Origin of the sequence: Amycolatopsis sp. YIM 10 (assembly GCF_009429145.1) — a bacterium.
Taxonomy (GTDB): domain Bacteria; phylum Actinomycetota; class Actinomycetes; order Mycobacteriales; family Pseudonocardiaceae; genus Amycolatopsis.
In genome coordinates this window covers 5,544,003-5,566,269 of the sequence record NZ_CP045480.1, presented here as the reverse complement: position 1 = coordinate 5,566,269, position 22,267 = coordinate 5,544,003, and the positions used below count along the sequence as shown (strand labels likewise).

The 22,267-nt window shown below is 70.3% G+C and carries 20 protein-coding genes; 16 read left to right on the top strand and 4 right to left on the bottom strand.

Annotated features, from left to right (window positions below):
* Positions 1-45: 45 nt before the first annotated feature.
* Complete coding sequence (locus YIM_RS26410) at positions 46-1,020, top strand: NAD(P)-dependent oxidoreductase (RefSeq protein WP_153032901.1); 975 nt, start codon at positions 46-48, stop codon at positions 1,018-1,020.
* Here YIM_RS26410 and YIM_RS26405 read toward each other — a convergent pair.
* Both YIM_RS26405 and YIM_RS26400 read right to left on the bottom strand, forming a co-directional pair.
* A complete protein-coding gene (locus tag YIM_RS26405; protein ID WP_153032900.1) occupies positions 1,001-1,333 on the bottom strand; it encodes a hypothetical protein in 333 nt (110 codons plus the stop codon). The genes YIM_RS26410 and YIM_RS26405 overlap by 20 nt on opposite strands.
* Positions 1,334-1,352: 19 nt before the next feature.
* Positions 1,353-2,654 (bottom strand): MFS transporter, encoded by a 1,302-nt coding sequence (locus tag YIM_RS26400; protein WP_153032899.1) that lies wholly within the window; start codon positions 2,652-2,654, stop codon positions 1,353-1,355.
* A gap of 189 nt (positions 2,655-2,843) precedes the next feature.
* Between YIM_RS26400 and YIM_RS26395 the strand changes: the two genes are divergently transcribed.
* A complete protein-coding gene (locus tag YIM_RS26395) occupies positions 2,844-5,333 on the top strand; it encodes an alpha-L-arabinofuranosidase C-terminal domain-containing protein (RefSeq protein ID WP_153032898.1) in 2,490 nt (829 codons plus the stop codon).
* Between the two features lie 6 nt (positions 5,334-5,339).
* Here YIM_RS26395 and YIM_RS26390 read toward each other — a convergent pair whose 3' ends face one another.
* Entirely contained in the window at positions 5,340-6,359 is a 1,020-nt protein-coding gene (locus YIM_RS26390) for a glycoside hydrolase family 43 protein (RefSeq protein ID WP_153032897.1), read from the bottom strand.
* A gap of 133 nt (positions 6,360-6,492) precedes the next feature.
* Here YIM_RS26390 and YIM_RS26385 point away from each other — a divergent pair, with 133 nt between their 5' ends.
* From YIM_RS26385 to YIM_RS26350, 8 genes are all read left to right on the top strand, one after another.
* Positions 6,493-7,521, top strand: coding sequence for a LacI family DNA-binding transcriptional regulator (locus tag YIM_RS26385; RefSeq protein WP_194239747.1), 1,029 nt, complete (start codon positions 6,493-6,495; stop codon positions 7,519-7,521).
* A gap of 143 nt (positions 7,522-7,664) precedes the next feature.
* The gene (locus YIM_RS26380) at positions 7,665-8,594 is read left to right on the top strand and encodes an ABC transporter substrate-binding protein (protein ID WP_194240341.1); all 930 of its coding nucleotides are present in this window, start codon (positions 7,665-7,667) and stop codon (positions 8,592-8,594) included.
* Positions 8,595-8,678: 84 nt separating this feature from the next.
* Complete coding sequence (locus tag YIM_RS26375; protein WP_228004024.1) at positions 8,679-10,202, top strand: sugar ABC transporter ATP-binding protein; 1,524 nt, start codon at positions 8,679-8,681, stop codon at positions 10,200-10,202.
* Complete coding sequence (locus YIM_RS26370) at positions 10,199-11,236, top strand: ABC transporter permease (RefSeq protein WP_153032895.1); 1,038 nt, start codon at positions 10,199-10,201, stop codon at positions 11,234-11,236. The genes YIM_RS26375 and YIM_RS26370 overlap by 4 nt, the downstream gene beginning before the upstream one ends.
* Complete coding sequence (gene yjfF / locus YIM_RS26365) at positions 11,233-12,219, top strand: galactofuranose ABC transporter, permease protein YjfF (protein ID WP_153032894.1); 987 nt, start codon at positions 11,233-11,235, stop codon at positions 12,217-12,219. The genes YIM_RS26370 and yjfF overlap by 4 nt, the downstream gene beginning before the upstream one ends.
* Positions 12,216-13,226: a zinc-binding dehydrogenase gene (locus tag YIM_RS49840; protein WP_304505950.1), complete on the top strand. Its 1,011-nt coding sequence runs from the start codon at positions 12,216-12,218 to the stop codon at positions 13,224-13,226. Before yjfF ends, YIM_RS49840 begins: the two co-directional genes overlap by 4 nt.
* A 77-nt stretch (positions 13,227-13,303) precedes the next feature.
* Complete coding sequence (locus tag YIM_RS26355; RefSeq protein WP_153032893.1) at positions 13,304-14,074, top strand: IclR family transcriptional regulator; 771 nt, start codon at positions 13,304-13,306, stop codon at positions 14,072-14,074.
* A gap of 104 nt (positions 14,075-14,178) precedes the next feature.
* Positions 14,179-15,249, top strand: coding sequence for a family 43 glycosylhydrolase (locus YIM_RS26350; protein WP_153032892.1), 1,071 nt, complete (start codon positions 14,179-14,181; stop codon positions 15,247-15,249).
* Here the strand turns inward: YIM_RS26350 and YIM_RS26345 are convergent.
* Positions 15,246-16,169, bottom strand: coding sequence for an aldose 1-epimerase family protein (locus YIM_RS26345; protein ID WP_153032891.1), 924 nt, complete (start codon positions 16,167-16,169; stop codon positions 15,246-15,248). The two genes, YIM_RS26350 and YIM_RS26345, sit on opposite strands and share 4 nt — an antisense overlap.
* Before the next feature lie 85 nt (positions 16,170-16,254).
* On the opposite strand from YIM_RS26345, the gene YIM_RS26340 reads away from it, so the two are divergent.
* From YIM_RS26340 to YIM_RS26315, 6 genes are all read left to right on the top strand, one after another.
* The gene (locus tag YIM_RS26340) at positions 16,255-16,857 is read left to right on the top strand and encodes a helix-turn-helix domain-containing protein (RefSeq protein WP_153032890.1); all 603 of its coding nucleotides are present in this window, start codon (positions 16,255-16,257) and stop codon (positions 16,855-16,857) included.
* 39 nt (positions 16,858-16,896) lie between these two features.
* Positions 16,897-18,294: an aldehyde dehydrogenase (NADP(+)) gene (locus YIM_RS26335; RefSeq protein ID WP_153032889.1), complete on the top strand. Its 1,398-nt coding sequence runs from the start codon at positions 16,897-16,899 to the stop codon at positions 18,292-18,294.
* Positions 18,287-19,126, top strand: coding sequence for an SMP-30/gluconolactonase/LRE family protein (locus tag YIM_RS26330; RefSeq protein ID WP_153032888.1), 840 nt, complete (start codon positions 18,287-18,289; stop codon positions 19,124-19,126). The genes YIM_RS26335 and YIM_RS26330 overlap by 8 nt, the downstream gene beginning before the upstream one ends.
* Positions 19,127-19,148: 22 nt before the next feature.
* Complete coding sequence (locus tag YIM_RS26325) at positions 19,149-20,096, top strand: U32 family peptidase (protein ID WP_153032887.1); 948 nt, start codon at positions 19,149-19,151, stop codon at positions 20,094-20,096.
* Positions 20,093-21,241, top strand: coding sequence for a mandelate racemase/muconate lactonizing enzyme family protein (locus tag YIM_RS26320; RefSeq protein ID WP_153032886.1), 1,149 nt, complete (start codon positions 20,093-20,095; stop codon positions 21,239-21,241). Before YIM_RS26325 ends, YIM_RS26320 begins: the two co-directional genes overlap by 4 nt.
* A 196-nt stretch (positions 21,242-21,437) precedes the next feature.
* On the top strand, positions 21,438-22,136 hold the full coding sequence (locus YIM_RS26315; protein ID WP_228004023.1) for a glycoside hydrolase family 11 protein: 699 nt from the start codon (positions 21,438-21,440) through the stop codon (positions 22,134-22,136).
* Positions 22,137-22,267: the final 131 nt, after the last annotated feature.

The window sequence follows — 22,267 nt, the reverse complement described above, 5'->3', positions numbered from 1 at the left end:
GCCGCGAACCCGGAACTCATCGGTGTTCGTCCCTACGATGTCCGTATGACTCGGGTGGTGGTGCTGGGCGGTACCGGGCACATCGGCGGTTACCTCATCCCGAGGCTGGTCACCGGTGGGTACGAGGTGGTGGTGGTGAGCCGCGGCCGGTCCGAGCCCTACCGGCCGCACGAGGCCTGGCGGTCGGTCACCACGGTGAGCGCCGACCGCGACGACGAGGAGCGGACCGGTGCGTTCGGACCTCGTGTCCGCCAGCTCGCACCGGACGTGGTGATCGACCTGATCTGCTTCCGCGAGGAGAGCGCGCGGCAGCTGGTCGGGGCGCTGCACGGGCGGATCCAGCACTTCCTGCACTGCGGCACGATCTGGGTGCACGGTGCGAGCACGCGCGTACCGGCCACCGAGGACCTGCCGCGGCGGCCGTTCGGCACCTACGGCATCGCGAAGGCCGGGATCGAGAGCTACCTGCTGGACCAGGCGCGGCGGCACGGTTTCCCGGCGACCCTGCTGCACCCCGGCCACATCTGCGGCCCCGGCCGGCCGCCGGTCAATCCCGCCGGGAACCTCGACCTCGGAGTGTTCCGGGCGCTGGCCGCCGGGGAGGAACTGGTGCTGCCCAATCTCGGCATGGAGACGCTGCACCACGTGCACGCCGACGACGTGGCGCAGTCGTTCACCGCCGCGATGGCAAACCGGAGCGTCTCCATCGGGGAGAGCTTTCATGTGGTCTCCCCGGCCGCGCTCACGTTGCGCGGGTACGCGGAAGCCGTCGCGGGTTGGTACGGGCGTTCCGCGGAGTTGTCCTACCTCGGCTGGGAGCAGTGGCGGGAGACGGTCGACGCGCGTGCGGCCGAACTGACCTGGGACCACATCGCGCACAGCCCGAACGCGAGCATCGAGAAAGCGCGCCGTCTCCTGGGTTTCGAGCCGCGGTACAGCTCGCTCGACGCGATCCGCGAAGCGGTCGAGGCGCTGGCGGAACGCGGCGAACTGCCCTCGCTCAGTCCGAATTCGATCTGAGCAGCCTGGCGGGCACGTCGACGAATCCGGCCGGCAGCGAACGCGGTCCCCAGTGGCCGGGATAGGACGGGTGCCCCGGATAGCCGGGGAAACCGGGGAAGCCGGGATAACCGCGGTACGGCTGGTGGTGCCGGTGCAGCAGCCGGTCCGTGACCACGGTGCCCAGGTAGTCGCCGGTGGTGGTCACCGCGTCCTTGTCGCCCCACGGGAACCAGCCGATCCACTCGGCGTGCGAGTTGAACAGGTACCGGTCGCCTTCCTTGCGGCGGAAGGCGATCCACAGGCCGGACGAGTCGTAGTAGTGGATCGCCATGCCGCCTCCCAGGGGTTCGTCAGTGACTCGTCACCGGGTCCCCGGTTGTTACCGGGCGGAGCACGCGGCGCAGGACGAACGTGCCCAGTATGCCCAGTACCGACACGACGATGAGGAAAACGAGCCCGGTCAGCGCCGAACCGGTGGCGTCCACGATCGCCGCGATGCCCATCGGCCCGAAGCCGCCGCCAAGATTGCCGATCCCGTTGATCGCGCCGATCCCGGCCGCCGCGGCCGCGCCGGAGAGGAACTTCGGCACGATGCCCCACATCACCGGCTGGGCCGCGTACCCGCCGACCGAGGCCACGCAGATGCCCAGCATCTGCAGCCACGGGCTGCCGGACACGGCCGCGAGCAGGAAACCGCCCGCGCTCAGGCCGAGCATCAGCGCCAGCCAGCCGAACGGGGTGCCGCGGGTCTTCGCCAGCTTCGGCACCACCACCAGCCCGGCCATCACGCAGAGGTAGGGGACCGCGGAGAGCAGGCCGACCGAGAAACCGGACAGCTCCCCGAAACCGTCGACGATCGTGGGCAGCCAGAACGCCAGGCCGTAGGTGGCCAGCGGGAAGCAGAGGAAGAACACGGCCAGCGAGACCACCCGGCGGTCCTTGAGCACCGCCCACGCGTTGTGCGGCTGCGACCCGGCGACGGCGGCTTCCTCGTCCAGCCGCGTGCGCACCCAGCCGCGTTCGGCCGGGGTGAGCCAGGTGGCGGTGTCCGGTTCGCGTGGCAGCAGCCAGAGCACGACCGGCGCGGCGAGCACCGCGGGCACGCCGGTGGCCAGGAAGATCCACTGCCAGCCGTCGAGCCCCCACACCCCGTGCAGGTCGTTGAGCCCGCCCATGAGCGGATTGCCGATGATGAACGAGATCGGGCCGGCCAGCATGAACAGCCCGATCGCGGTGCTCCGGTGCGCCGAGGGGAACCAGCGGGTCAGGTAGTAGAGCACGCCGGGGAAGAAGCCGGCCTCGGCCGCGCCGAGGAGGAACCTCGCGAGGTAGAACTGCCAGGTTTCGGTGACCAGCGCGGTGGCCAGGGTGACCAGGCCCCAGGTGAGCATGATCCGGGCGATCCAGCGGTGCGCGCCGAAGCGGTGCAGCGCGAGATTGCTCGGCACTTCCAGCAGCGCGTACGCGACGAAGAAGAACACCTGTCCGAGCGTGAACACGGTCGCCGACAGGCCGAGTTCGGCTTGCAGGGTCAGCTTCGCGAAGCCGACGTTGGACCGGTCGATGTAGGCGATCACGTAGAGCACGGCCAGCAGGGGCAGCAAGCGCAGGGTGATCTTGCGAATGGCCCCGCGGGAGAGGTCGGTGTCCAAGGTGCCCCCAAGCTGCGGCTCTGCAGTGTTCGAAATCTCGAACAACGTCCGGTAGTTGAACGAACGGTAGGACCAAGATCAGCTGGGTGTCAACGCCGTACTTGTGCGGCCCGCTGGACCTCAGTTGACAGTGCGTGGCGGCGGACAGCTGAATGTTAGCGCTCACATACCTCGCGAGAGAGGACAGCGGTGTCCAGACGATCACTGAGGTTCGGACTAGCCCTCGCCGCGCTGACCGCGCTGGCGGTCGCGCCCCTTCCGGTGGCCGCGCAGGCCGCACCCGCCTACCGGCTCGAGATCGATGCGGCGGCGGACGGGCCGGAGCTGCCGCGCAGCATGTACGGGGTTTTCTTCGAGGACATCAATCACGCCGCCGACGGCGGGCTGTACGGCGAACTGGTGCGGAACCGGTCGTTCGAGTTCGACCGCGCCGACAACGCCTCGTTCACCGGTCTGACGGCGTGGACACCGGCTGCCTCGGGCGGAACCGCCACCGTCGCCGACGACGCGGGCAGGCTCAACGAACGCAACCGGCGCTACCTGAAGCTGGACGTGACCGGCGGTTCGTTCGGCGTGACCAATGCCGGTTACAACGCGGGAATCGCGGTGGAGAAGGGAAAGCGGTACGACTTCTCGGTGTGGGCGCGCGGAAACGCCCAGCTCACGGCGAGCCTCACCGACGCGGCTGGTGCTTCCCTGGCACGGCCGGTGCTGGTCACGGCCAAGGGGGAGTGGGCGAAGTACACCGGCAGCTTCACCGCGCGGGAATCCAGTTCGACCGGCCGTCTCACGGTGACCGCGGGCGCTTCGGTAGGCCTGGACATGGTTTCGCTCTTCCCGCGCGACACCTTCATGAACCGCCCCAACGGTTTGCGGCGTGATCTGGCCGAGAAGATCGCCGCGCTGGAGCCCGGCTTCGTGCGCTTTCCCGGCGGCTGCCTGGTCAACACCGGCAGCCACGAGGCCTACGAAGCGCCGGACTGGGAACGCCGCCGCTCGTACCAGTGGAAGGACACCGTCGGCCCGGTCGAGGAACGCGCCACCAACGCGAACTTCTGGGGCTACAACCAGTCCTACGGGCTCGGCTACTTCGAGTACTTCCAGTTCGCCGAGGACATCGGCGCGATGCCGCTGCCGGTGGTGCCCGCGCTGGTCACCGGATGCGGGCAGAACCAGGCCACCGACGACCCGGAACTGCTGCAGCGCCACATCCAGGACACTTTGGACCTGATCGAGTTCGCCAACGGCCCCGCCGATTCACCGTGGGGCGCCCGGCGGGCGCAGATGGGGCACCCGGAGCCGTTCGGCCTGACGCACCTCGGGGTGGGCAACGAGGAGAACCTGCCGGACGAGTTCTTCGAACGGTTCACCGAATTCCGCAAGGCGATCAACGCGAAGTACCCGGAGATCACCGTGATCAGCAACTCCGGGCCGGACGACGCGGGCGCCACCTTCGACCGCGCCTGGGAGCTGAACCGCGCCGCGAACGTGGACATGGTCGACGAGCACTACTACAACAGTCCACAGTGGTTCCTGGAGAACAACAACCGGTACGACACCTACGATCGCAAGGGCCCCAAGGTGTTCCTGGGGGAGTACGCCTCGCAGGACAACCGGTTCGCGAACTCGCTCGCCGAAGCCGCGTTCATGACCGGGCTGGAGCGCAACGCCGACGTGGTGCGGCTGGCTTCGTACGCGCCGCTGCTCGCCGACCGGGACAACAACCAGTGGCGGCCGGACATGATCTGGTTCACCAACTCGGCGTCGTGGGGCTCGACCAGCTACGAGACGCAGAAACTGTTCATGACCAACGTCGGTGACCGCGTGGTGCCGAGCACGTCCACGCCGACGCCGATCGTGAACGGCCCGATCACCGGTGCGGTGGGCCTCTCGACGTGGCTGACCAGCGCGCGCTACGACGACGTCACGGTGACCGCGGCCGACGGCACGGGTCTGTTCGCCGACGATTTCTCGGCCGGTGCGCAGAAGTGGACGAACATCAGCGGGCGCGGGAACTGGTCGGTGGACAACGGCGCGTACGTGCAGTCCGACGTGACGGCGGAGAACACCATGGTGACCGCCGGGGATCCGGGGTGGCAGAACTACGACCTGTCGGTGAAGGCGACCAAGCAGGCCGGGGCGGAGGGCTTCCTGATCGGCTTCGGCGTGCGGGGTACCGGGGACTACTACTGGTGGAACCTGGGCGGCTGGGCCAACACGCGCTCGGCGGTGGAAAAGGCGACCGGCGGGGCGAAGCAGACCCTGGTGGAGAACGGCACCCGCATCGAGGAGGGCCGGACCTACGACGTCCGTGTCGAGGTCCGGAACCGCCACGTGTCCCTGTTCCTCGACGGCGTCAAGTGGGGCGAGTTCACCGACGACAAGGTGGCCGAGCCGTTCCGCCAGGTGGTCACCCACGACGCGGCCACCGGTGACCTGATCGTGAAGGTGGTCAACGCCCAGTCCGCCCCCGCCACGACGCGCGTGGACCTGGGCGGCACCCGGATCGCGCCACAGGGCCGGGTCACCACATTGTCCGGCCCGCCGGACGCGGTGAACACCGAGACCGCCACCCCCATCCGGCCAATGGAGTCCACTGTGGATGGACTGGCCTCGGTGTTCGACCACACCTTCCCGCCCCACTCGATCACCTTCCTGCGCCTGCGTCCCCTCCCGTAGGGCCGCTCAGCGCAGGGTGCGGGTGACCCGGTGGTGTTCCGCCGGGTTGAGCGGTAGCACGGTGCCGTGCCGCGGGGAGGTGGGCAGGTCGAACGAAGGCGACATCGCCCACTTCCCCGAGGCCAGGTCCGTGGTTTCGAAGGGCACGTACCCGCGCCCGCCGAACTCGTCGATGAACAGGTACCACTTGTTCCCGGTGTTCGCCTTGAAGACCGTCGGGCCCTCACCCCGGCTGATTGCGCCCTTCCCGATGCAGTCGGCGGTGAAGTCCCACGACGGCGCCAGCAGGTCCGCCGAACTCTCCTGCAGGATGAACTTGCTGCACGGCGTGGACGACGACGGGTTCCGCTCGTCCTTGGTGAAGCGGTGGTACACCCCGTCCGAGGCGATCACCGTGGAGTCGATGACCGAATAGCCCGGATCGTTCCACACCCGCGCTTCGCTGAAGTGCACGAAGTCCGTGGTGGTCGCGTACATCATCCGGTTGTAGCTGTCGCCGAGGTGCTGCGGGTCGTTTTCGGCGTACAGCTTCGACGCCCAGAAAACCACGTACGAACCGGTCGCCGCGTTCCAGTACGCCTCCGGCGCCCAGGTGTTCCCGGCGGTCGGCGGCGACACCAGCGCCGAGCGCTGCGCCGACCAGTGCACCAGATCGGCCGACTCCCACACCATGATCGACCGGCTCCCGGTGCGCTGCACCTGGTCCCAGTTCCCGTTGCCGTGCATCTTCAGGTCGGTGGCCAGCAGGTAGAACCGGCGGCCGTCTGGCGAGCGCAGCAGGAACGGATCCCGCACCCCGCGATCGCCCAGCGTGGAGGTGAGCACCGGCTTGCCGCCGTTGAGCTCGTCCCAGGCCAGCGGGTCGTCGCCGCGGCTGGCGGCGAAGTAGATCTGCTCGCCGTCCGGGGTGCCCTCACCGGTGAAGTAGGCGAACAGGTAACCGGAGTTCGGTGTGGCGGCAACGGCTTGCGGGGTCACTGCGAGTCCTAACAGGACGGACACGCTGAGCAGCAGGCGGGTCAGCATCTTCGGCGATCCTTTCGGCAGCGGTGCACGGTGATGGATCCGAGACTTGACGCGCTAAGTGTTATCGCTAACACTTGCCCGTGTCGAGTAGGGTTCTCCCCGGCGAACCCGTCCGGGGAACAGAGGAGGCAGCGTGGCGAAGCGGACCGAAGCGGTCGAGCCGGCACCCGCCGTGCGGCTGCCCGCGCTCACCGATGTGGCCTCGCTGGCCGGTGTTTCCCATATGACCGTTTCCCGGGTGATCAACGAGACCGGGCCGGTCCGCGCGGAAACCAGGGAGAAGGTGCTCGCCGCCATCGAGGAACTGGGCTACCGGCCCAATTCCACCGCCCGCGCGCTGGCCACCGGCCGCTCGCGCAATCTCGGCGTGGTCGCGCTCGACTCCACCCTGTTCGGCCCGGCCAGCACCCTGTTCGGCGTGGAGCACGCCGCCCGCGAGGCCGGGTACGGCATTTCCATCGCCAGTGTCAGCGATCCGCGGCGGGACTCCATCGCCGCCGCGGTGGAAAGCCTGCGCCGCCAGGCGGTCGAAGGCGTGGTGGTGATCGCCCCGCACGTGGTGGCCAAGCCGGCGCTGCGGGCGGCGCCGGGCGGGGTCCCGATGGTCGCGGTGGCCGACACCGACCGGGCCTCGATCCCGGTGATCTCGGTGGACCAGCGCGATGGTGCCCGGCAGGTCACCGAGCACCTGCTCGGCCTCGGTCACCGCACGGTCTGGCACGTGGCGGGCCCGGCGGACTGGCTGGAGGCGCGGGCGCGCGAACAGGCGTGGCGGCGCACGCTCAAGCGGCACGACGCGGAACCGCCGCCGGTGCTGCGGGGTGACTGGAGCCCGCGCTCGGGTTACGAGGCGGGCCGGGAGCTGGCGGGTGAACGCGGGATCACCGCGGTTTTTGTCGCCAACGACCAGATGGCGCTCGGCCTGCTCCGGGCGTTCGCCGAGGCGGGCCGGTCGGTGCCGGGCGAGGTGCACGTGGCCGGGTTCGACGACGTGCCGGAGGCCGCCTTCTTCAACCCGCCGCTGACCACCGTGCGGCAGGACTTCATCGAGGTGGGCAGGCGCACCTTCGGCCTGCTGCAGGAACAGATCGAGGGAGCGGCCCCACCGGCGCGCTCCCTGGTGCCCGCGGAGCTGGTCGTCCGCGAGAGCACGGGCGGCTGACCTACCCGGAGCAGGGTGCTGCCCCGTTCGGCCGCAATCGAATGTTAGCGATAACAGTTTTCCGGATCAGTGTGGATCGAGGAGTGAGTGCCGTGAAGCGAAGGACGTGGGCCGCGTGGTCGGCGGCGATACTGGGGCTGGGCATGCTGGCCGGCTGCGCGTCCGGGGGTGGTGGTACCCAGGCCGGCGGCGACGAGAAGCTGACCATCGGCTTCTCCCAGGTCGGCGCGGAGAGCGGGTGGCGCACCGCGAACACCCAGTCGATCCAGGAGGCCGCCGCGGCCGCCGGGGTGGACCTGAAGTTCTCCGACGCGCAGCAGAAGCAGGAGAACCAGATCAAGGCGATCCGCTCGTTCATCCAGCAGCGGGTGGACGTGATCGCCTTCTCGCCGGTGGTCGAATCCGGCTGGGACACCGTGCTCAAGGAGGCCAAGACGGCCAACATCCCGGTGATCCTGACCGACCGCGCGGTGGACTCGCCCGACACCACGCTCTACAAGACCTTCCTGGGATCGGACTTCGTCGCCGAGGGCCGCAAGTCCGGCGAGTGGCTGACCAAGGAGTTCGCCGCCGCCACCGGTGAGGTGCGGATCGTGGAACTGCAGGGCACCACCGGTTCCGCGCCGGCCAACGACCGCAAGGCCGGGTTCGCCGAGGTGATCGGCAAGGACCCGAAGTTCAAGATCGTCGCCTCCCAGACCGGGGAGTTCACCCGGTCCAAGGGCAAAGAGGTGATGGAGGCCTTCCTCAAGTCGCAGGGCAAGATCGACGTGCTCTACGCGCACAACGACGACATGGCGCTGGGCGCGATCGAGGCGATCGAGGGTGCCGGGCTCAAGCCGGGCACCGACATCAAGATCGTCTCGGTGGACGGGGTGCGCGACGCGCTGCAGGCACTGGCCGACGGCAAGATCAACTTCGTGGTCGAGTGCAACCCGCTGCTCGGCACCCAGCTGATGGACCTGGCCAAGAAGGTGGCCGCCGGTGAACAGGTGCCGCCGCGGGTGGAGACCGAGGAGACGGTCTTCGACCAGCAGGCCGCCAAGGCCGCGCTGCCCCAGCGCAAGTACTGAGCGGTCGCGATCGTCAACTGAGCAATCCCGGCGCCGGCCGCCGTCCGGCGCCGGGATCTCCACTCCCACCAAAAGGGGGCACGCATGGACCGCACCGAGGGTGCGCCGATCCTGACCATGACCGGCATCCGCAAGCAGTTCCCCGGGGTCGTCGCGCTCGATGACGTGGGCTTCCGCCTGTTCCCCGGCGAGGTGCACGCGCTGATGGGCGAGAACGGCGCCGGCAAGTCCACCTTGATCAAGGTGCTCACCGGGGTGTACGAGATCGACGCCGGTTCGATCGAGCTGAGCGGTGAGCCGGTGGCCTTCAGCGGTCCGGCGCAGGCCCAGCGCCACGGCATCAGCACGGTGTACCAGGAGGTGAACCTCTGCCCGAACCTTTCGGTGGCGGAGAACATCTTCCTCGGCCGTGAACCCCGCCGGTTCGGCCGGATCCAGTGGGGGCCGATGCGCAAGCGGGCGGCGGAACTGGTGCGGCGCCTGGATCTCGACCTCGACGTGACCAGCGAGCTGGGCGGGCACTCGCTGGCCGTGCAGCAGCTGGTGGCCATCGCGCGGGCGATGGAGGTCTCCGCGCGGGTGCTGGTGCTCGACGAGCCGACGTCCAGTTTGGACACCGGCGAGGTGGAGAAGCTGTTCGGCGTGATCCGGTCGCTGCGCGCCGAGGGCGTGGCGATCCTGTTCGTCTCCCACTTCATCGACCAGGTCTTCGCCATCGCCGACCGGATGACCGTGCTGCGCAACGGAAAACTGGTCGGCGAGTACCTGGCCGGGGAGATCACCCCGGTGGCGCTGGTGACCAAGATGATCGGCCGCGAGCTGGACACCCTGGAGGAACTCGAAGAGCCGCGCCGCGACTGGGACCCGTCGGAGAAGAAGCCGTTCGCCACGGCGACCGAGCTGGGCCGCAAGGGCGCGATCGAGCCGTTCTCGCTGACCATCCGCGAAGGCGAGGTGGTCGGCCTCGCCGGACTGCTGGGATCGGGGCGCACCGAACTCGCGCGGCTGTTCTTCGGCGCCGACCACAGCGACACGGGCACGCTCCAACTCGACGGCCGGTCCTCGGCCCCGCGCACGCCGCGGGCGGCGATGGCGGCCGGGGTCGCCTTCTGCTCGGAGAACCGCAAGGCCGAGGGCCTGATCGAGGAGCTCACCGTGCGGGAGAACATCATTCTCGCGTTGCAGGCCACGCGCGGCTGGACCCGACCGATCTCCCGGCGGCGCCAGGACGAACTGGCCAAGAAGTACATCTCGGCGCTGGGCATCCGCCCGGCCGATCCGGACGCGCCGGTGGGCACGCTCTCCGGTGGCAACCAGCAGAAGGTGCTGCTCGCGCGCTGGCTGATCACCGAGCCGAAGCTGCTCATCCTGGACGAGCCCACGCGCGGCATCGACGTCGGCGCGAAGGCGGAGATCCAGAAGCTGGTCGCCGAGCTGGCCGACGGCGGCATGGCCGTGTTGTTCGTCTCGGCCGAACTGGAGGAGGTACTGCGGTTGAGCCACCAGGTGGCGGTGCTGCGCGACCACCGCATGGTCGACTGCCTGCCGAACTCCGGGCTGACCCCGGAGGCCATCATGCGCACGATCGCCGAAGGAGCGCCGTCATGAGCAAGTACCGGCTGTTCTGGCCCGCGGCCGCGCTGATCGCGCTGCTGCTGGTGAACCTGGCGCTCTCGCCGTCCTTCTTCGCCATCACGGTCCGCGACGGGCACCTCTACGGCACGCTGATCGACATCCTGCGCTTCGGCGCGCCGCTGGTGCTCGTCGCGCTCGGCATGACGCTGGTGGTGGCGACCGGCGGCATCGACCTCTCGGTGGGTTCGGTGGTGGCCATCGGCGCGGCGATCGCCTGCGCGCAGATCAGCACGCTGCCGGACCAGAACGCGGCGGGCGGGGTGTTCGGCGCCCTCGGCATCGCGCTCGTGCTGTGCCTGTTACTGGGGCTGTGCAACGGTTTCCTGGTCTCGGTGATCGGGATCCAGCCGATCATCGCCACGCTCATCCTGATGGTCGCCGGCCGCGGACTGGCGCAGCTGGTCACCGGCGGCCAGATCATCACCGTGGACTCCGACCCGTTCCGCGTGCTCGGTGGCGGGTACTGGCTCGGGCTGCCCGCGCCGATCCTGATCGCGCTCGGGGTGGTGGCCGCGACCGCGCTGGTGGTCCGCCGGTCCGCGCTCGGGCTGCTGGTCGAATCCGTCGGCGGCAATCCCGAGGCGAGCAGGCTGGCCGGGGTGCGTGCCCGCGGCCTGCTGGTCCTGGTCTACGTCTTCTGCGGGCTGTGCGCCGGACTGGCCGGGCTGATGGTCAGCTCGAACGTCTCCAGCGCCGACGGCAACAACGCCGGGCTGTGGATCGAACTCGACGCGATCCTGGCCGTGGTCATCGGCGGCACGCTGCTCTCGGGCGGCCGGTTCTCGCTCGGCGGCACGGTGCTCGGCGCGCTGCTCATCCAGACGCTGTCCACCACCGTCTACACCGTCGGGGTGCCACCGGAGTCGACGCTGCTGGTCAAGGCGCTGGTGGTGACCGTGGTCTGCCTGGTCCAGTCCCCGGCGTTCCGGGCGAAGTTGCGAAGGCGGCGAAAGCCACCGGCGCCCGCACCCGCCGAACCGGCCGCGAAGGTCGAGGTGCCCGCATGAGCACGGTGACCGCAACCCCGGTGCGCGGTGGCTGGCGGCAGGCGCGTTACCTGCCGATCGCGGCCTCGCTGGCACTGCTGATCGTCGCCTACGGTTTCGGCGCCACCCGCTACCCGGCCTTCGGGGACGGGCAGGTGGTGCTGAACATCCTGATCGACAACGCCTTCCTGCTGGTGGTCGCGGCCGGGATGACCTTCGTGATCCTGACCGGCGGCATCGACCTGTCCGTCGGCTCGGTGGTCGCGCTGTCCACCGTGCTCTGCGCCGAACTGCTGCGCGCCGGGCTGCCCGCGCCGGTGGTGATGCTCGCGGTGCTGGCCGTCGGCGGGGTGCTCGGCCTCGGCATGGGCTCGATCATCCACTACTTCGAGATCCAGCCGTTCATCGTCACGCTGGCGGGCATGTTCCTGGCGCGCGGGCTGAGCTACACGCTGAGCACGGAGTCGGTTTCGCTGGACGACCCGCTGTTCGTCGCGATCGCGCAGACGCCGGTGGAACTGCCCGGCGGGCTGCGCGTGTCGATCAGCGTGCTGATCGCGGTCGCCGTGCTGCTGGTGGCCGGATACGTGCTGCACTACACGCGGCTCGGCCGCACGGTCTACGCGATCGGCGGCAGCAACCGGTCCGCGCTGTTGATGGGCCTGCCGGTGGCACGCACCCGCGTCGGCGTCTACACGATCAGCGGGTTCTGCTCGGCGCTCGGCGGAATCCTGCTCACCTTCTACACGCTGTCGGGGAACTCCCTGCACGCGGTGGGCATGGAACTGGACGCGATCGCGGCCGTGGTGATCGGCGGCACCATTCTCACCGGCGGGTCCGGGTACCTGGCCGGTACCGTGCTCGGCGTGGTGGTGCTGGGCGTGATCCAGACGCTGATCACCTTCGAGGGCACGCTCAGCTCGTGGTGGACCAAGATCGTCATCGGTGCGCTGCTGCTGGTGTTCATCCTGCTGCAGCGGCTCATCGCGGGTCGTGCGCGGTGAACCGGTCGGTGTGGATCGACCGGCCGGGTGAGCTGGTGGTGCGGGAGGCCGAGCCGGCCACGCCCGGCCCGGGGGAGGCGCTGGTCCGGGTCGCGTGGTCCGGGATCTGCGGTTCGGACCGCGAGATCATGCAGGGCACGCGCCCGGCGGAGTACGTGCGGTACCCGGTGGTGCCGGGGCACGAGTGGTCGGGGCGGGTCGCGGCGGTCGGTGACGGCGTCGGCGCGGACCTGGTCGGCGCGCCCGTGGTCGGCGAGGGCATCCGTTCGTGCCAGGTGTGCGCGGCCTGCCGTCGCGGGGACACGAACCTGTGCGACGGCCCGTACGAGGAAACCGGGTTCACCCAGCCGGGAGCCTGGTCCGACCACGTCCTGGTGCCCGCGCGCCTGCTGCACCGGCTGCCGGAGACGGCGGACCTGCGGGCGGCGGCGGGCCTCGAACCGGCCGCGTGCGTGGCGGCGGCCTGCCTGAAGCTCGCCGTGCACCCGGGGGAGCGGTGCGCGGTGGTCGGCGCGGGCATGCTCGGACTGCTGGCGGTGCAGTTGCTGCGGGCGGCGGGGGCCGGGGAGATCGTGGTGGTGCACACGCGCCGCGACCGGTCCGCGCTGGCCGCGCAGTGCGGTGCCGATTCGCTGGTGCTGCCGTCGCAACTGGACTCGCTGGCGGGTTCGTTCGACGCGGTGCTGGAGGCGGCGGGCGCGCCGGGCACGGCCCACAACGCGGTGAGCCTGTCGCGGCGGGGTGGTCGCGTGGCGCTCACCGGCATTCCCGCTTCCGACGACCAGCCGCTGGACCCGGTTTCCCTGGTGCTCAACGAGATCACCGTGCACACCGTCTTCGGCGCGCCGCCGCGGGCCTGGACCCACGCGGTCCGCGCCTTCGCTTCCGGCGCACTGGATCCCGGCCTGCTGGTGACCCACGACGTCGCATTGGAGGACGCACACGAAGCCTTCCGGATCCTGGCCGAAGAACGCCACAAGGCGGTGAAGGTGTTGCTGGCCCCGTAGTCTCGTGGCCTGTTCGAAATTTCGGACGGGGCCGGGTAGAGTCGGGTGGCCCAGTACACCCGGTGTTCGGAGGTCCCATGAGCCGTGCGGTTCCGGCGGTCAGCCGCGCACTCGACATCCTCGAACTGTTCCGCGCCGACGAAGAGCTGAGCGCGCCGCAGATCGTGGGCAAGCTGGGGCTCCCGCGCACCACGGTGCACGAACTGCTGAACACCCTGGCGGACCGCGGTTATCTGAGCAGGCTCGGCGAGGAGGGCACGCGGTACCGCCTCGGTGTCCGCCTGTTCGAACTCGGTGGCGCGTACGAATCGCGGCTGGACCTGGCGCGCGAGGGAACCGTCGCCGCGGCGGCGGTTTCCGCGCGCAGCCAGGAAACCGTGCACGTGGCCGTGCGCGACGGCGACGAAGTGCTGTACGTGGCCAAAACCGACAGCACGCATTCCGTGCGCATGGTTTCGGCGGTGGGCAGGCGGTTGCCCGCGCACTGCACCGCGGTCGGCAAGATGCTGCTTTCGGCGTTGTCCCGCACCGAGTTCGACACGTTGTACCCGCCGAAGCGGCAGCTGACCAAGATGACCGCGCGCAGTCTCGGCACGCCCGCGGAACTGTGGCAGGCACTCGACCGCGTGCGTGCCGACGCGCTGGCGCACGAGTTCTGCGAATCGAACGACGCGGTCAGCTGCGTCGCCGCCCCGGTGCACGACCGGACCGGTGCGATGGTGGCCGCGCTCAGCCTCTCGGTTCCCGTGCACCGCTGGACTTCCGTGCCAGGAACCCAGTGGGACGAATGGGCCCGCGAAGGCGCCGAGAACCTCTCTCGCGCACTGGGTGCCCCAGGCAGCGCGTAGGCCATTCCCGTTCGGCATGCCGGACGCCGTCTGAATGGCTCTTGACCGTGACGGTGTTAGCGCTCACAGTTGAGGGGCATCGTCGCTGTCGAAGGGACAGTTCAATGTCGAACCCCCATCGCTCCGCCGTTTTCGGCCGCCGTGGTGCGTTGCGCGCCGGGGCGGCGCTGGCCACCGCCGGCCTGCTCGCCGGTGCCGTGCCCGCGAGTGCGGGCAGCCCGCGCCAGGTGGTGAACCCACTGATCAAGCAGCGCGCCGACCCGTTCATCACCCGGCACCGCGGCCGCTACTACTTCACCGCGTCGGTGCCCGAGTACGACCGGCTGATCATCCGCTCGGCGACCACCATCGGCGGGCTCGCCACCGCGCCGGAGACGGTGGTCTGGCGCAGACCCTCGAGCGGGGTGATGGGCGGCCACATCTGGGCACCCGAACTGCACCGCATCGACAACCGCTGGTACATCTACTTCGCTGCGGGCAACTCCGACGACGTGTTCCACATCCGGCCGTACGTGCTGACCACCGCCGCCGAGGACCCGCGCTCGGGCCCGTGGACGGTGGCCGGGCGGATCAGCCTCCCGCTGGACACCTTCTCCCTCGACGCCACCACCTTCGCCCACCGAGGCAAGCGGTACCTGTGCTGGGCGCAGCACGATCCGGCGCTCGGCCCCGGCACCAGCCTGTACCTGGCCGAAATGTCCTCACCGCACGCCATCACCGGCACGCCGACCAAGCTGTCGACGCCGACCCACGACTGGGAAACGCGCGGCCACCGCGTCAACGAGGGCGCCGCCGCGCTGATCCGCAACGGCCGCGTGTTCCTCACTTTTTCGGCCAGCGCCACCGACGCGAACTACTGCATGGGCCTGCTCACCGCGAACGAGTCGGCGAACCTGCTGGACCCGGCCTCCTGGCACAAGTCACCGCAGCCGGTGTTCAAGACCAGCCGCGAGAACAGCCAGTTCGGGCCGGGGCACAACAGCTTCACCACCGCCGAGGACGGCGCCGACGTGCTGGTCTACCACGCGCGGCAGTACGAGCAGATCACCGGCGACCCGCTGTACGACCCCAACCGGCACACCCGGGTGCAGCGGCTGCGCTTCGCCGCGGACGGCACCCCGGACTTCGGCGTGCCCGTCGCCGACGGACCGGTCGACCTGTCCCGGCACGGTTAGTCCGAATGCGACAGTCCCCAGCTACCGCGGAAGGTCTCACCGGGCGCCAGCACGATGAGTCCGTCCCCGGTGTTGAACGCGTCCGGTGCGCAGGTCATCGGCTCGACCGTGATGCCCTGCCTGGCCGGGCGCCCGGTACCGGGCACATCGTCGGTGTAGACCTGCAGATAGCGGTGCGCGCCGTCGGCCCACACGGTGACCGTGCGCCCGGACGGTGCGGACAGCCGCACCCTGGTGATGCCCTCGGCGTCGGCGGTCAGTCCGGTGTAGGCGGTGTCGAGCGCGGCCGGGCCGAGCTTCCGGCCGCCGCGGAAGTCGAAGTCGGTGCCCTCGACCGACGCGCGGCCGGTCGGGATCAGGTTGGCGTCGGTCGGGTAGTAGGTGTCGGCGGGCAGGTCCACCAGCAGCTCGTCGACGGTGTCGGTGAGCCGGATGTACGGGTGGTACGCGGCGCCGAAGGGGGCCGGTCCGGTTCCGGTGTTGGTCGCCGAGAGCGTGCAGCGAAGTCCGCCGGCGTCCAGTTCGTAGGTCAGTCCCAAGTGGAGGCTGAACGGGTAGCCGTACTGCGGGCGAAGCCGGTGCTCGAGGGTGACCGCGTGCTCGTGCTGTCCGGTGATCTCCCATTCGACCCAGGTCAGCAAACCGTGCAGCGCGGCGTCGCGGGCCGGTTCGGTGATCGCGACCTGGTGCTCCCGCCCGTCGAAGGTGTAGCGCCCGGCGGCGATCCGGTTGGGCCACGGCGCGATCGCCTTGCCCTGGTGGCTGTCGCCGAGTTCGGCGGGATCGTGGGTGAGCAGCAGTTCCGTGTCGCCGGTCCGCCAGGACAACAGGGTGGCCGCGACCGTGCCGATCACCGCTTTGTCCTCACCCCAGCCGATTTCGGCGAGCTTTCCGGCGGCATCGGGCGAGACGACGGGCATCGGATCTCCTCATGGGGTGACGAACGGGCGCCGGGATCGACGAACGCTATCCGGGGCCGGCCCGCCCGGTCAAAGGGAGGCGACGGTGGTGCGTGAGATTCCCGCTGTGGCACGAGCGCTCGACGTGCTGGAGTACGCCCTCGCGGAGGGCAGGGTGAGTGCCGGTGAGGTCACCGCGCGGCTCGGCGTGCCGAGAACCACGGCGCACGAACTGCTGGCCACGCTGGCCGAACGCGGCTATCTCGCCCGTCCGGCCAAGCGCGCGGCCTACACGCTCGGCCCCGGCGTCGGCAGGCTGGGGGAGTCGTGGGTGGTCCGGCAGCGGCTGGAGGGCGAGGGCGAACCGCTCGCCAAGGCGCTCGCGGCCTGGTACGGCCACGAGGTGGCGATCGCGGTGCCCGCCGGTGAACGGGTGCGCGTGGTCGCCTGCTCGGGGCCGCGGGGCGGTGCCACCGAGGTGCTCGGCCGCGTGCTGGCCGGAACCGGTGGCGTGGAACGGGAAATCGCCGAGGAGGAGGTGCACCTGGCCGCCGGGGTGCGCGGGGCGTGGGGGCCGGTGGCCGCGCTCGGCCTGCGCGTGCCGCGGGACTCCTGGCTCCGGATACCGGCCGCGCAGTGGGACGCGAGGGTGGCCGCCGGTGCGCTGCGGCTCGGGCGCGTGTTGACGGGCGCGACAGCCGGTGTCTAGAGTTTCGAACAGCATCCGAAATATCGAACAGGAGGCGGGATGTCGGCCGACATGCTCCGCGCCGCGACGGTGGCCGCCAGGGAACTGGCCGACTGGCCGCCCGAGCGGCTGGCCACGGCGATGAACCTGGTCGCCGACGCACTGGCCGCGGCCGGGGACAAGCTGGTGCCGATCGCGGTGCGGGAGAGCAACCTGCCGGTGGCGCGGCTGGAGGGCGAACTCGCGCGGACCGTCTTCCAGCTCCGGTTGCTCGCCGGGGAGGTCACCGGCCCGGGGTACCGCGAGCCGGTGGTCGACCACGCCGATCCGGACTGGCCCGCCGGTGGCCGCCCGGACCTGCGCCGCGTGCTGCGCCCGATCGGGCCGGTGCTGGTGTTCGGCGCCAGCAACTTCCCGTTCGCCTTCAGCGTCGCCGGCGGGGACACCGCCTCGGCGCTGGCGGCCGGGTGCCCGGTCATCCACAAAGGACACCCCGGTCATCCGGAACTGGCCGAGGCGACCGCGGCCGTTGTCGCCGGCGCGCTCGGCCGCGCCGGTGCGCCCGACGGCACGTTCTCCTTGCTGCGCGGGGAAGAAGCGGCTCGCTCGGCACTGCAGGCGCCGGCGGTGAAGGCCGCCGCCTTCACCGGTTCGCCCGCCGGTGGCCGCGCGCTGTACGCGCTGGCCGCATCCCGGCCGGACCCGATTCCGTTCTACGCCGAGATGGGCAGCGTCAACCCGGTCTTCGTGACCCCGGGCGCGGCCGCGGCCCGGCAGGCCGAGATCGCCGCCGGGTACAGCGATTCGTACCTGCTCGGCGCCGGGCAGTTCTGCACCAAGCCCGGTGTGCTGTTCTACCCGGCGCCGCTGCTGCCCGAGTTCGAGGCCGCGGTGGCGGAACGGGTGCGCACCAAGGCCGCGGCGACCCTGCTCAACGGGCGCATTTCCGACGCGCACGCGCACCGGCGCGCCGAACTCGCCGCGCACCCGGCGGTCCGCGTGATCGAACCGGGCACCGACACCGCCGACGGCACGACCGCGGCGCTGCTCGCCACCACCTGGGACCAGTTGCGGACCGCCACGGAGGTGCTGCTGGCGGAATGCTTCGGCCCCACCTCGCTGATCGTGTCCTATGAGGGCGAACACGAACTGCTCGCCGCCGCGCGGTTGTTCACCGGCGAGCTGACCGCGACCGTCCACGGTGAACCGGGGGAGCAGGTCGCCAAGCCGCTGGTGCGGCGCCTGGCGGAGTTCGCCGGCCGGGTGGTGTGGAACGGCTGGCCGACCGGGGTCGCGGTCACCCGCGCCCAGCACCACGGCGGCCCGGCACCGGCCGCCACCGGCACCTTCACCTCGGTGGGCACCGCGGCGATCCGGCGGTTCCAGCGCCCGGTCGCCTACCAGAACCTGCCCGGTGAGCTGCTTCCGCCCCTGCTGCGGGAGCACGACCATGGCTGAGGCGCGGCCGGTCACCGAAGCGCTGGCCTGGCACGGTGAAGGCCCGGTGTGGTGGCAGGACGTCCTGGTGTGGGTGGACATGCTGGCCGGCGACGTGCTGTCGATGGACGCCGGGGGGCGGATCAGCCGCGCGCACGTCGGTTCGGTGGCCGCGGCCCTGCGCCCGCGCCGCTCCGGTGGCTGGGTGCTGGCCACCGAACGCGGTTTCGCGCTGACCGACGAGCTGGGCGGCCCGATCACCTCGCTCGGTCCACTGTGGATCGACGACGGCATCCGGATGAACGACGGCGGCTGCGATCCCGACGGCCGGTTCTACTGCGGCTCGATGGCCTACGACGCCAGGGCGGGCGCGGGCGCGTTGTTCCGGCTCACCCCGGACCACGGGGTCGAACGTGTCCTCGGCGGGGTCACCATCTCCAACGGCTTGGCGTTCAGCCCCGACGGTGCCACGGCGTACTACGTGGACACCCCGACCGGCCGCGTCGACGCGTTCGACTACACCGGCGCGGACGGGCTCACCGGACGGCGCGAGTTCGCCAAGGTCGAACCGCCCGGCCGGCCCGACGGCATCACCGTCGACGCCGAGGGCGGGGTGTGGGTCGCGCTGTGGGGCGGTTCGGCGGTGCGCCGGTACGACCGGGACGGGGTGCTCGACGCGGTGATCGAGCTGCCGGTGAGCCAGGTGACCGCGTGCACCTTCGGCGGTCCCGGCCTGACCACGTTGTTCATCACCACCTCCCAGCAGGACGCGGCCCCCGATCACCGGGCCGGGGCCGTGTTCGCCGCGGAACCCGGTGTCGCGGGACTGCCCGCGCTCACCTTCGCCGGCTGACCCGAACCGAAAGGCACCCATCGTGCAGAGATTCCGCAGCTTGCTCGGCGAACTCGGGTTCGCCGAATCCGACCACGAACTGCCCACCAGCACCAAGCGCTTCCCGGACGGTGCCCAGTACCGGGTGGAGATCCCCAGCGTCGAAGGCCCGGAGGTGTTCGACGCGGTACTGGCCGAGGCGACCGCGCGCGACGTGCCGGTGCACCGGGTTTCCCAGGGCAGCGGGGGAATGCTGCTCACCAAGGCCGAGCTGCACCGGATGGCCGAGACCGGCGCCGGCGCGCGCACCGAGGTGAGCCTGTTCGCGCGGCCGCTCGCCGGCTGGTCCACCGGTGCCGCCGCGCTGGCCTCCGGGGCGGGCGCGCTCGCCGCGCAGGCACGGGGCACCGAGCAGCTCGTGCACAACCTGGCCGACATCGCCCGGTCCGCCGACGCGGGCGTGCGCAGCGTGCTGATCACCGATCTCGGCACCCTGGAACTGGCCGCCGCGTGCCGTGACCGAGGCCTGCTCCCGGCGAGCCTGCAGTTCAAGATCAGTGTCCAGATGGGACTGTCCAACCCGGTCTCGATCCGGCTGGCGCAGCGGGTCGGCGCGGACACCTACAACGTGCCGACCGACCTGAGCCTCGGGCAGCTCGCCGCCGTCCGGGCCGCGGTTGACCTGCCGCTGGACATCTACCTGGAGGCCCCGGACGACCAGGGCGGGTTCATCCGGCACTTCGAGATCGCCGAAATCGTCCGGGTGGCCGCACCCGTGTACCTCAAGTTCGGCCTGCGCAACTCGCCGAACATCTATCCCAGCGGCTCGCACCTGACCGACGTGGCCATCCGGCTGGCCCGCGAACGGGTGCGGCGCGCGGAGATCGGCCTGGCGCTGCTGGCCGAGCTGATGCCGGACGCGGTGATGTCCGAGCTGGGGGCCGAAGGAATCGCACTGCCGGAACCGCTGAACCAGGGAGCGACCCGATGAAGATCACCGCGGTGGACACGTTCGTGCTCGGCACGCCGTGGCGTGACCTCACCTTCGTCCGCGTCACCACCGACGACGGGCTGACCGGCGTCGGCGAGACGCGCATGCTGGGCCACACCAAGGCGTTGCTGGGTTATCTCGCCGAGGCCGTGCCGCGGCACGTGATCGGCCACGACCCGTTCGACACCGAAGCACTGGTGCAGCGGATGAAGTTCGGCGACTACGGCCGCGCGGGCGAGATCGTCATGTCCGGCATCGCCTGCGTGGAGATGGCCTGCTGGGACATCATCGGCAAGGCGCTCGGCCAGCCGGTGTGGCGGCTGCTCGGCGGCAAGGTCCGCGACCGCGTCAAGGCCTACGCCAACGGCTGGTACACAGTGGAGCGAACGCCGGAGGAATTCGCCGCGGCGGCCAAGAAAGTGGTCGAACGCGGTTATCTGGCGATGAAGTTCGACCCGTTCGGGCCGGGGCAGTGGGAACTGGAGCCCGCCGAGCGGCGGCGCTGCGTCTCGCTGGTCGAGGCGGTCCGCGACGCGGTCGGCCCGGACGTCGAGCTGCTGGTGGAGATGCACGGGCGGTTCGCGCCCGCCGAAGCCATCCGGATCGCGCGGATGCTGGAACCGTACGAGCCGGCGTGGATCGAGGAGCCGGTGCCGCCGGCCAATCTCAAGGCGCTGGCCACCGTGGCGGCCAAGGTGAACATCCCGGTGGCCACCGGCGAGCGCATCCACGACCGCGTCGAGTTCCGCGAACTGTTCGAATCCGGTGCGGTGGACGTGATCCAGCCCGACATCGGGCACCTCGGCGGCATCGCCGAAACCCGCAAGCTGGCGGCCACCGCCGAGGCGCACTACGCGCTGATCGCCCCGCACAACGTCGGTGGCCCGGTGCTCACCGCGGCGAACCTGCACCTGGCCGCGTGCACACCGAACTTCAAGATCCAGGAGCACTTCAACGACTTCGCCGACGAGCACGTGAAGCAGGCGGCGCCGGGCCTGCCGGAGGTGGTCGACGGTTACTTCGCGTTGCCGGACGCGCCCGGCCTCGGGGTGGAACTGGACCAGGACTTCATCACCGGGCACCCGTCCACCGGCGCCTTCTTCGACCTGTTCAAGGAGGGCTGGGAGCGCCGCGGCACCGAGTAGCGAAACTTTCGACAACCCTGGCTCAGCAGTGCCTCGATGACTGGTGAATCGGCTGTTCCGGCCGCCGGTCTCGGGCGCTGGGCCAGGGTTGATGCCTTCCGGTATGTTTCCGAAAACTGTTCGAAACTTATTGACAGCCTTGTTGTGCCGGACCAAGACTCGAATGGTCTCCCGCCGGCCTCAACGAGGAGGAAACATGACAATGGGCGACTCGGACGACGTCCAGCCCCACCCGATCAACCGCCGGATGTTTCTCGGCGGCACCGGCGCGCTGGCGCTCACCGCCACGTCCGCGCTGGTGCTGCCCGGGACCGCGGCCGCGGACACCACGGTCACCACCAACCAGACCGGCAACCACAACGGGTACTACTACTCGTTCTGGACCGACGCCCCCAACACGGTCTCGATGGTGCTGAGCAACGGTGGAAACTACCGGACCAACTGGAGCAACACCGGCAACTTCGTCTGCGGCAAGGGCTGGAGCAACGGCTCGCGCCGGACGGTGAACTACTCCGGCAGCTTCAACCCCTCCGGCAACGGTTACCTGTGCCTGTACGGCTGGACCTCGAACCCGCTCGTCGAGTACTACATCGTGGACAGCTGGGGCAACTACCGGCCGACCGGCGAGCACCGGGGCACCGTCTACAGCGACGGCGGCAACTACGACATCTACCACACCATGCGGTACAACGCGCCGTCGGTCGAGGGCACCAAGACCTTCCCGCAGTTCTGGAGCACCCGGCAGTCCAAGCGGGTCGGCGGTTCGATCAACACCGGTGCCCACTTCGACGCCTGGAAGAGCAAGGGCATGAACCTCGGCAACTTCAGCTACTACATGATCATGGCCACCGAGGGGTACCAGAGCAGCGGGAACTCCAACATCACGGTGAGCTGACCCCCGCCTGCCCCGGTGGTGCCGTCATCGGTCGGGGTCAGGCCGGCCACGCCGGCACCGGCGCCCGTGCCGTCCGGCGGCGGGCTCCCGGCGGGAGGGGCACCCGCCGGAAGCCCGCCGCTACCCCCTGG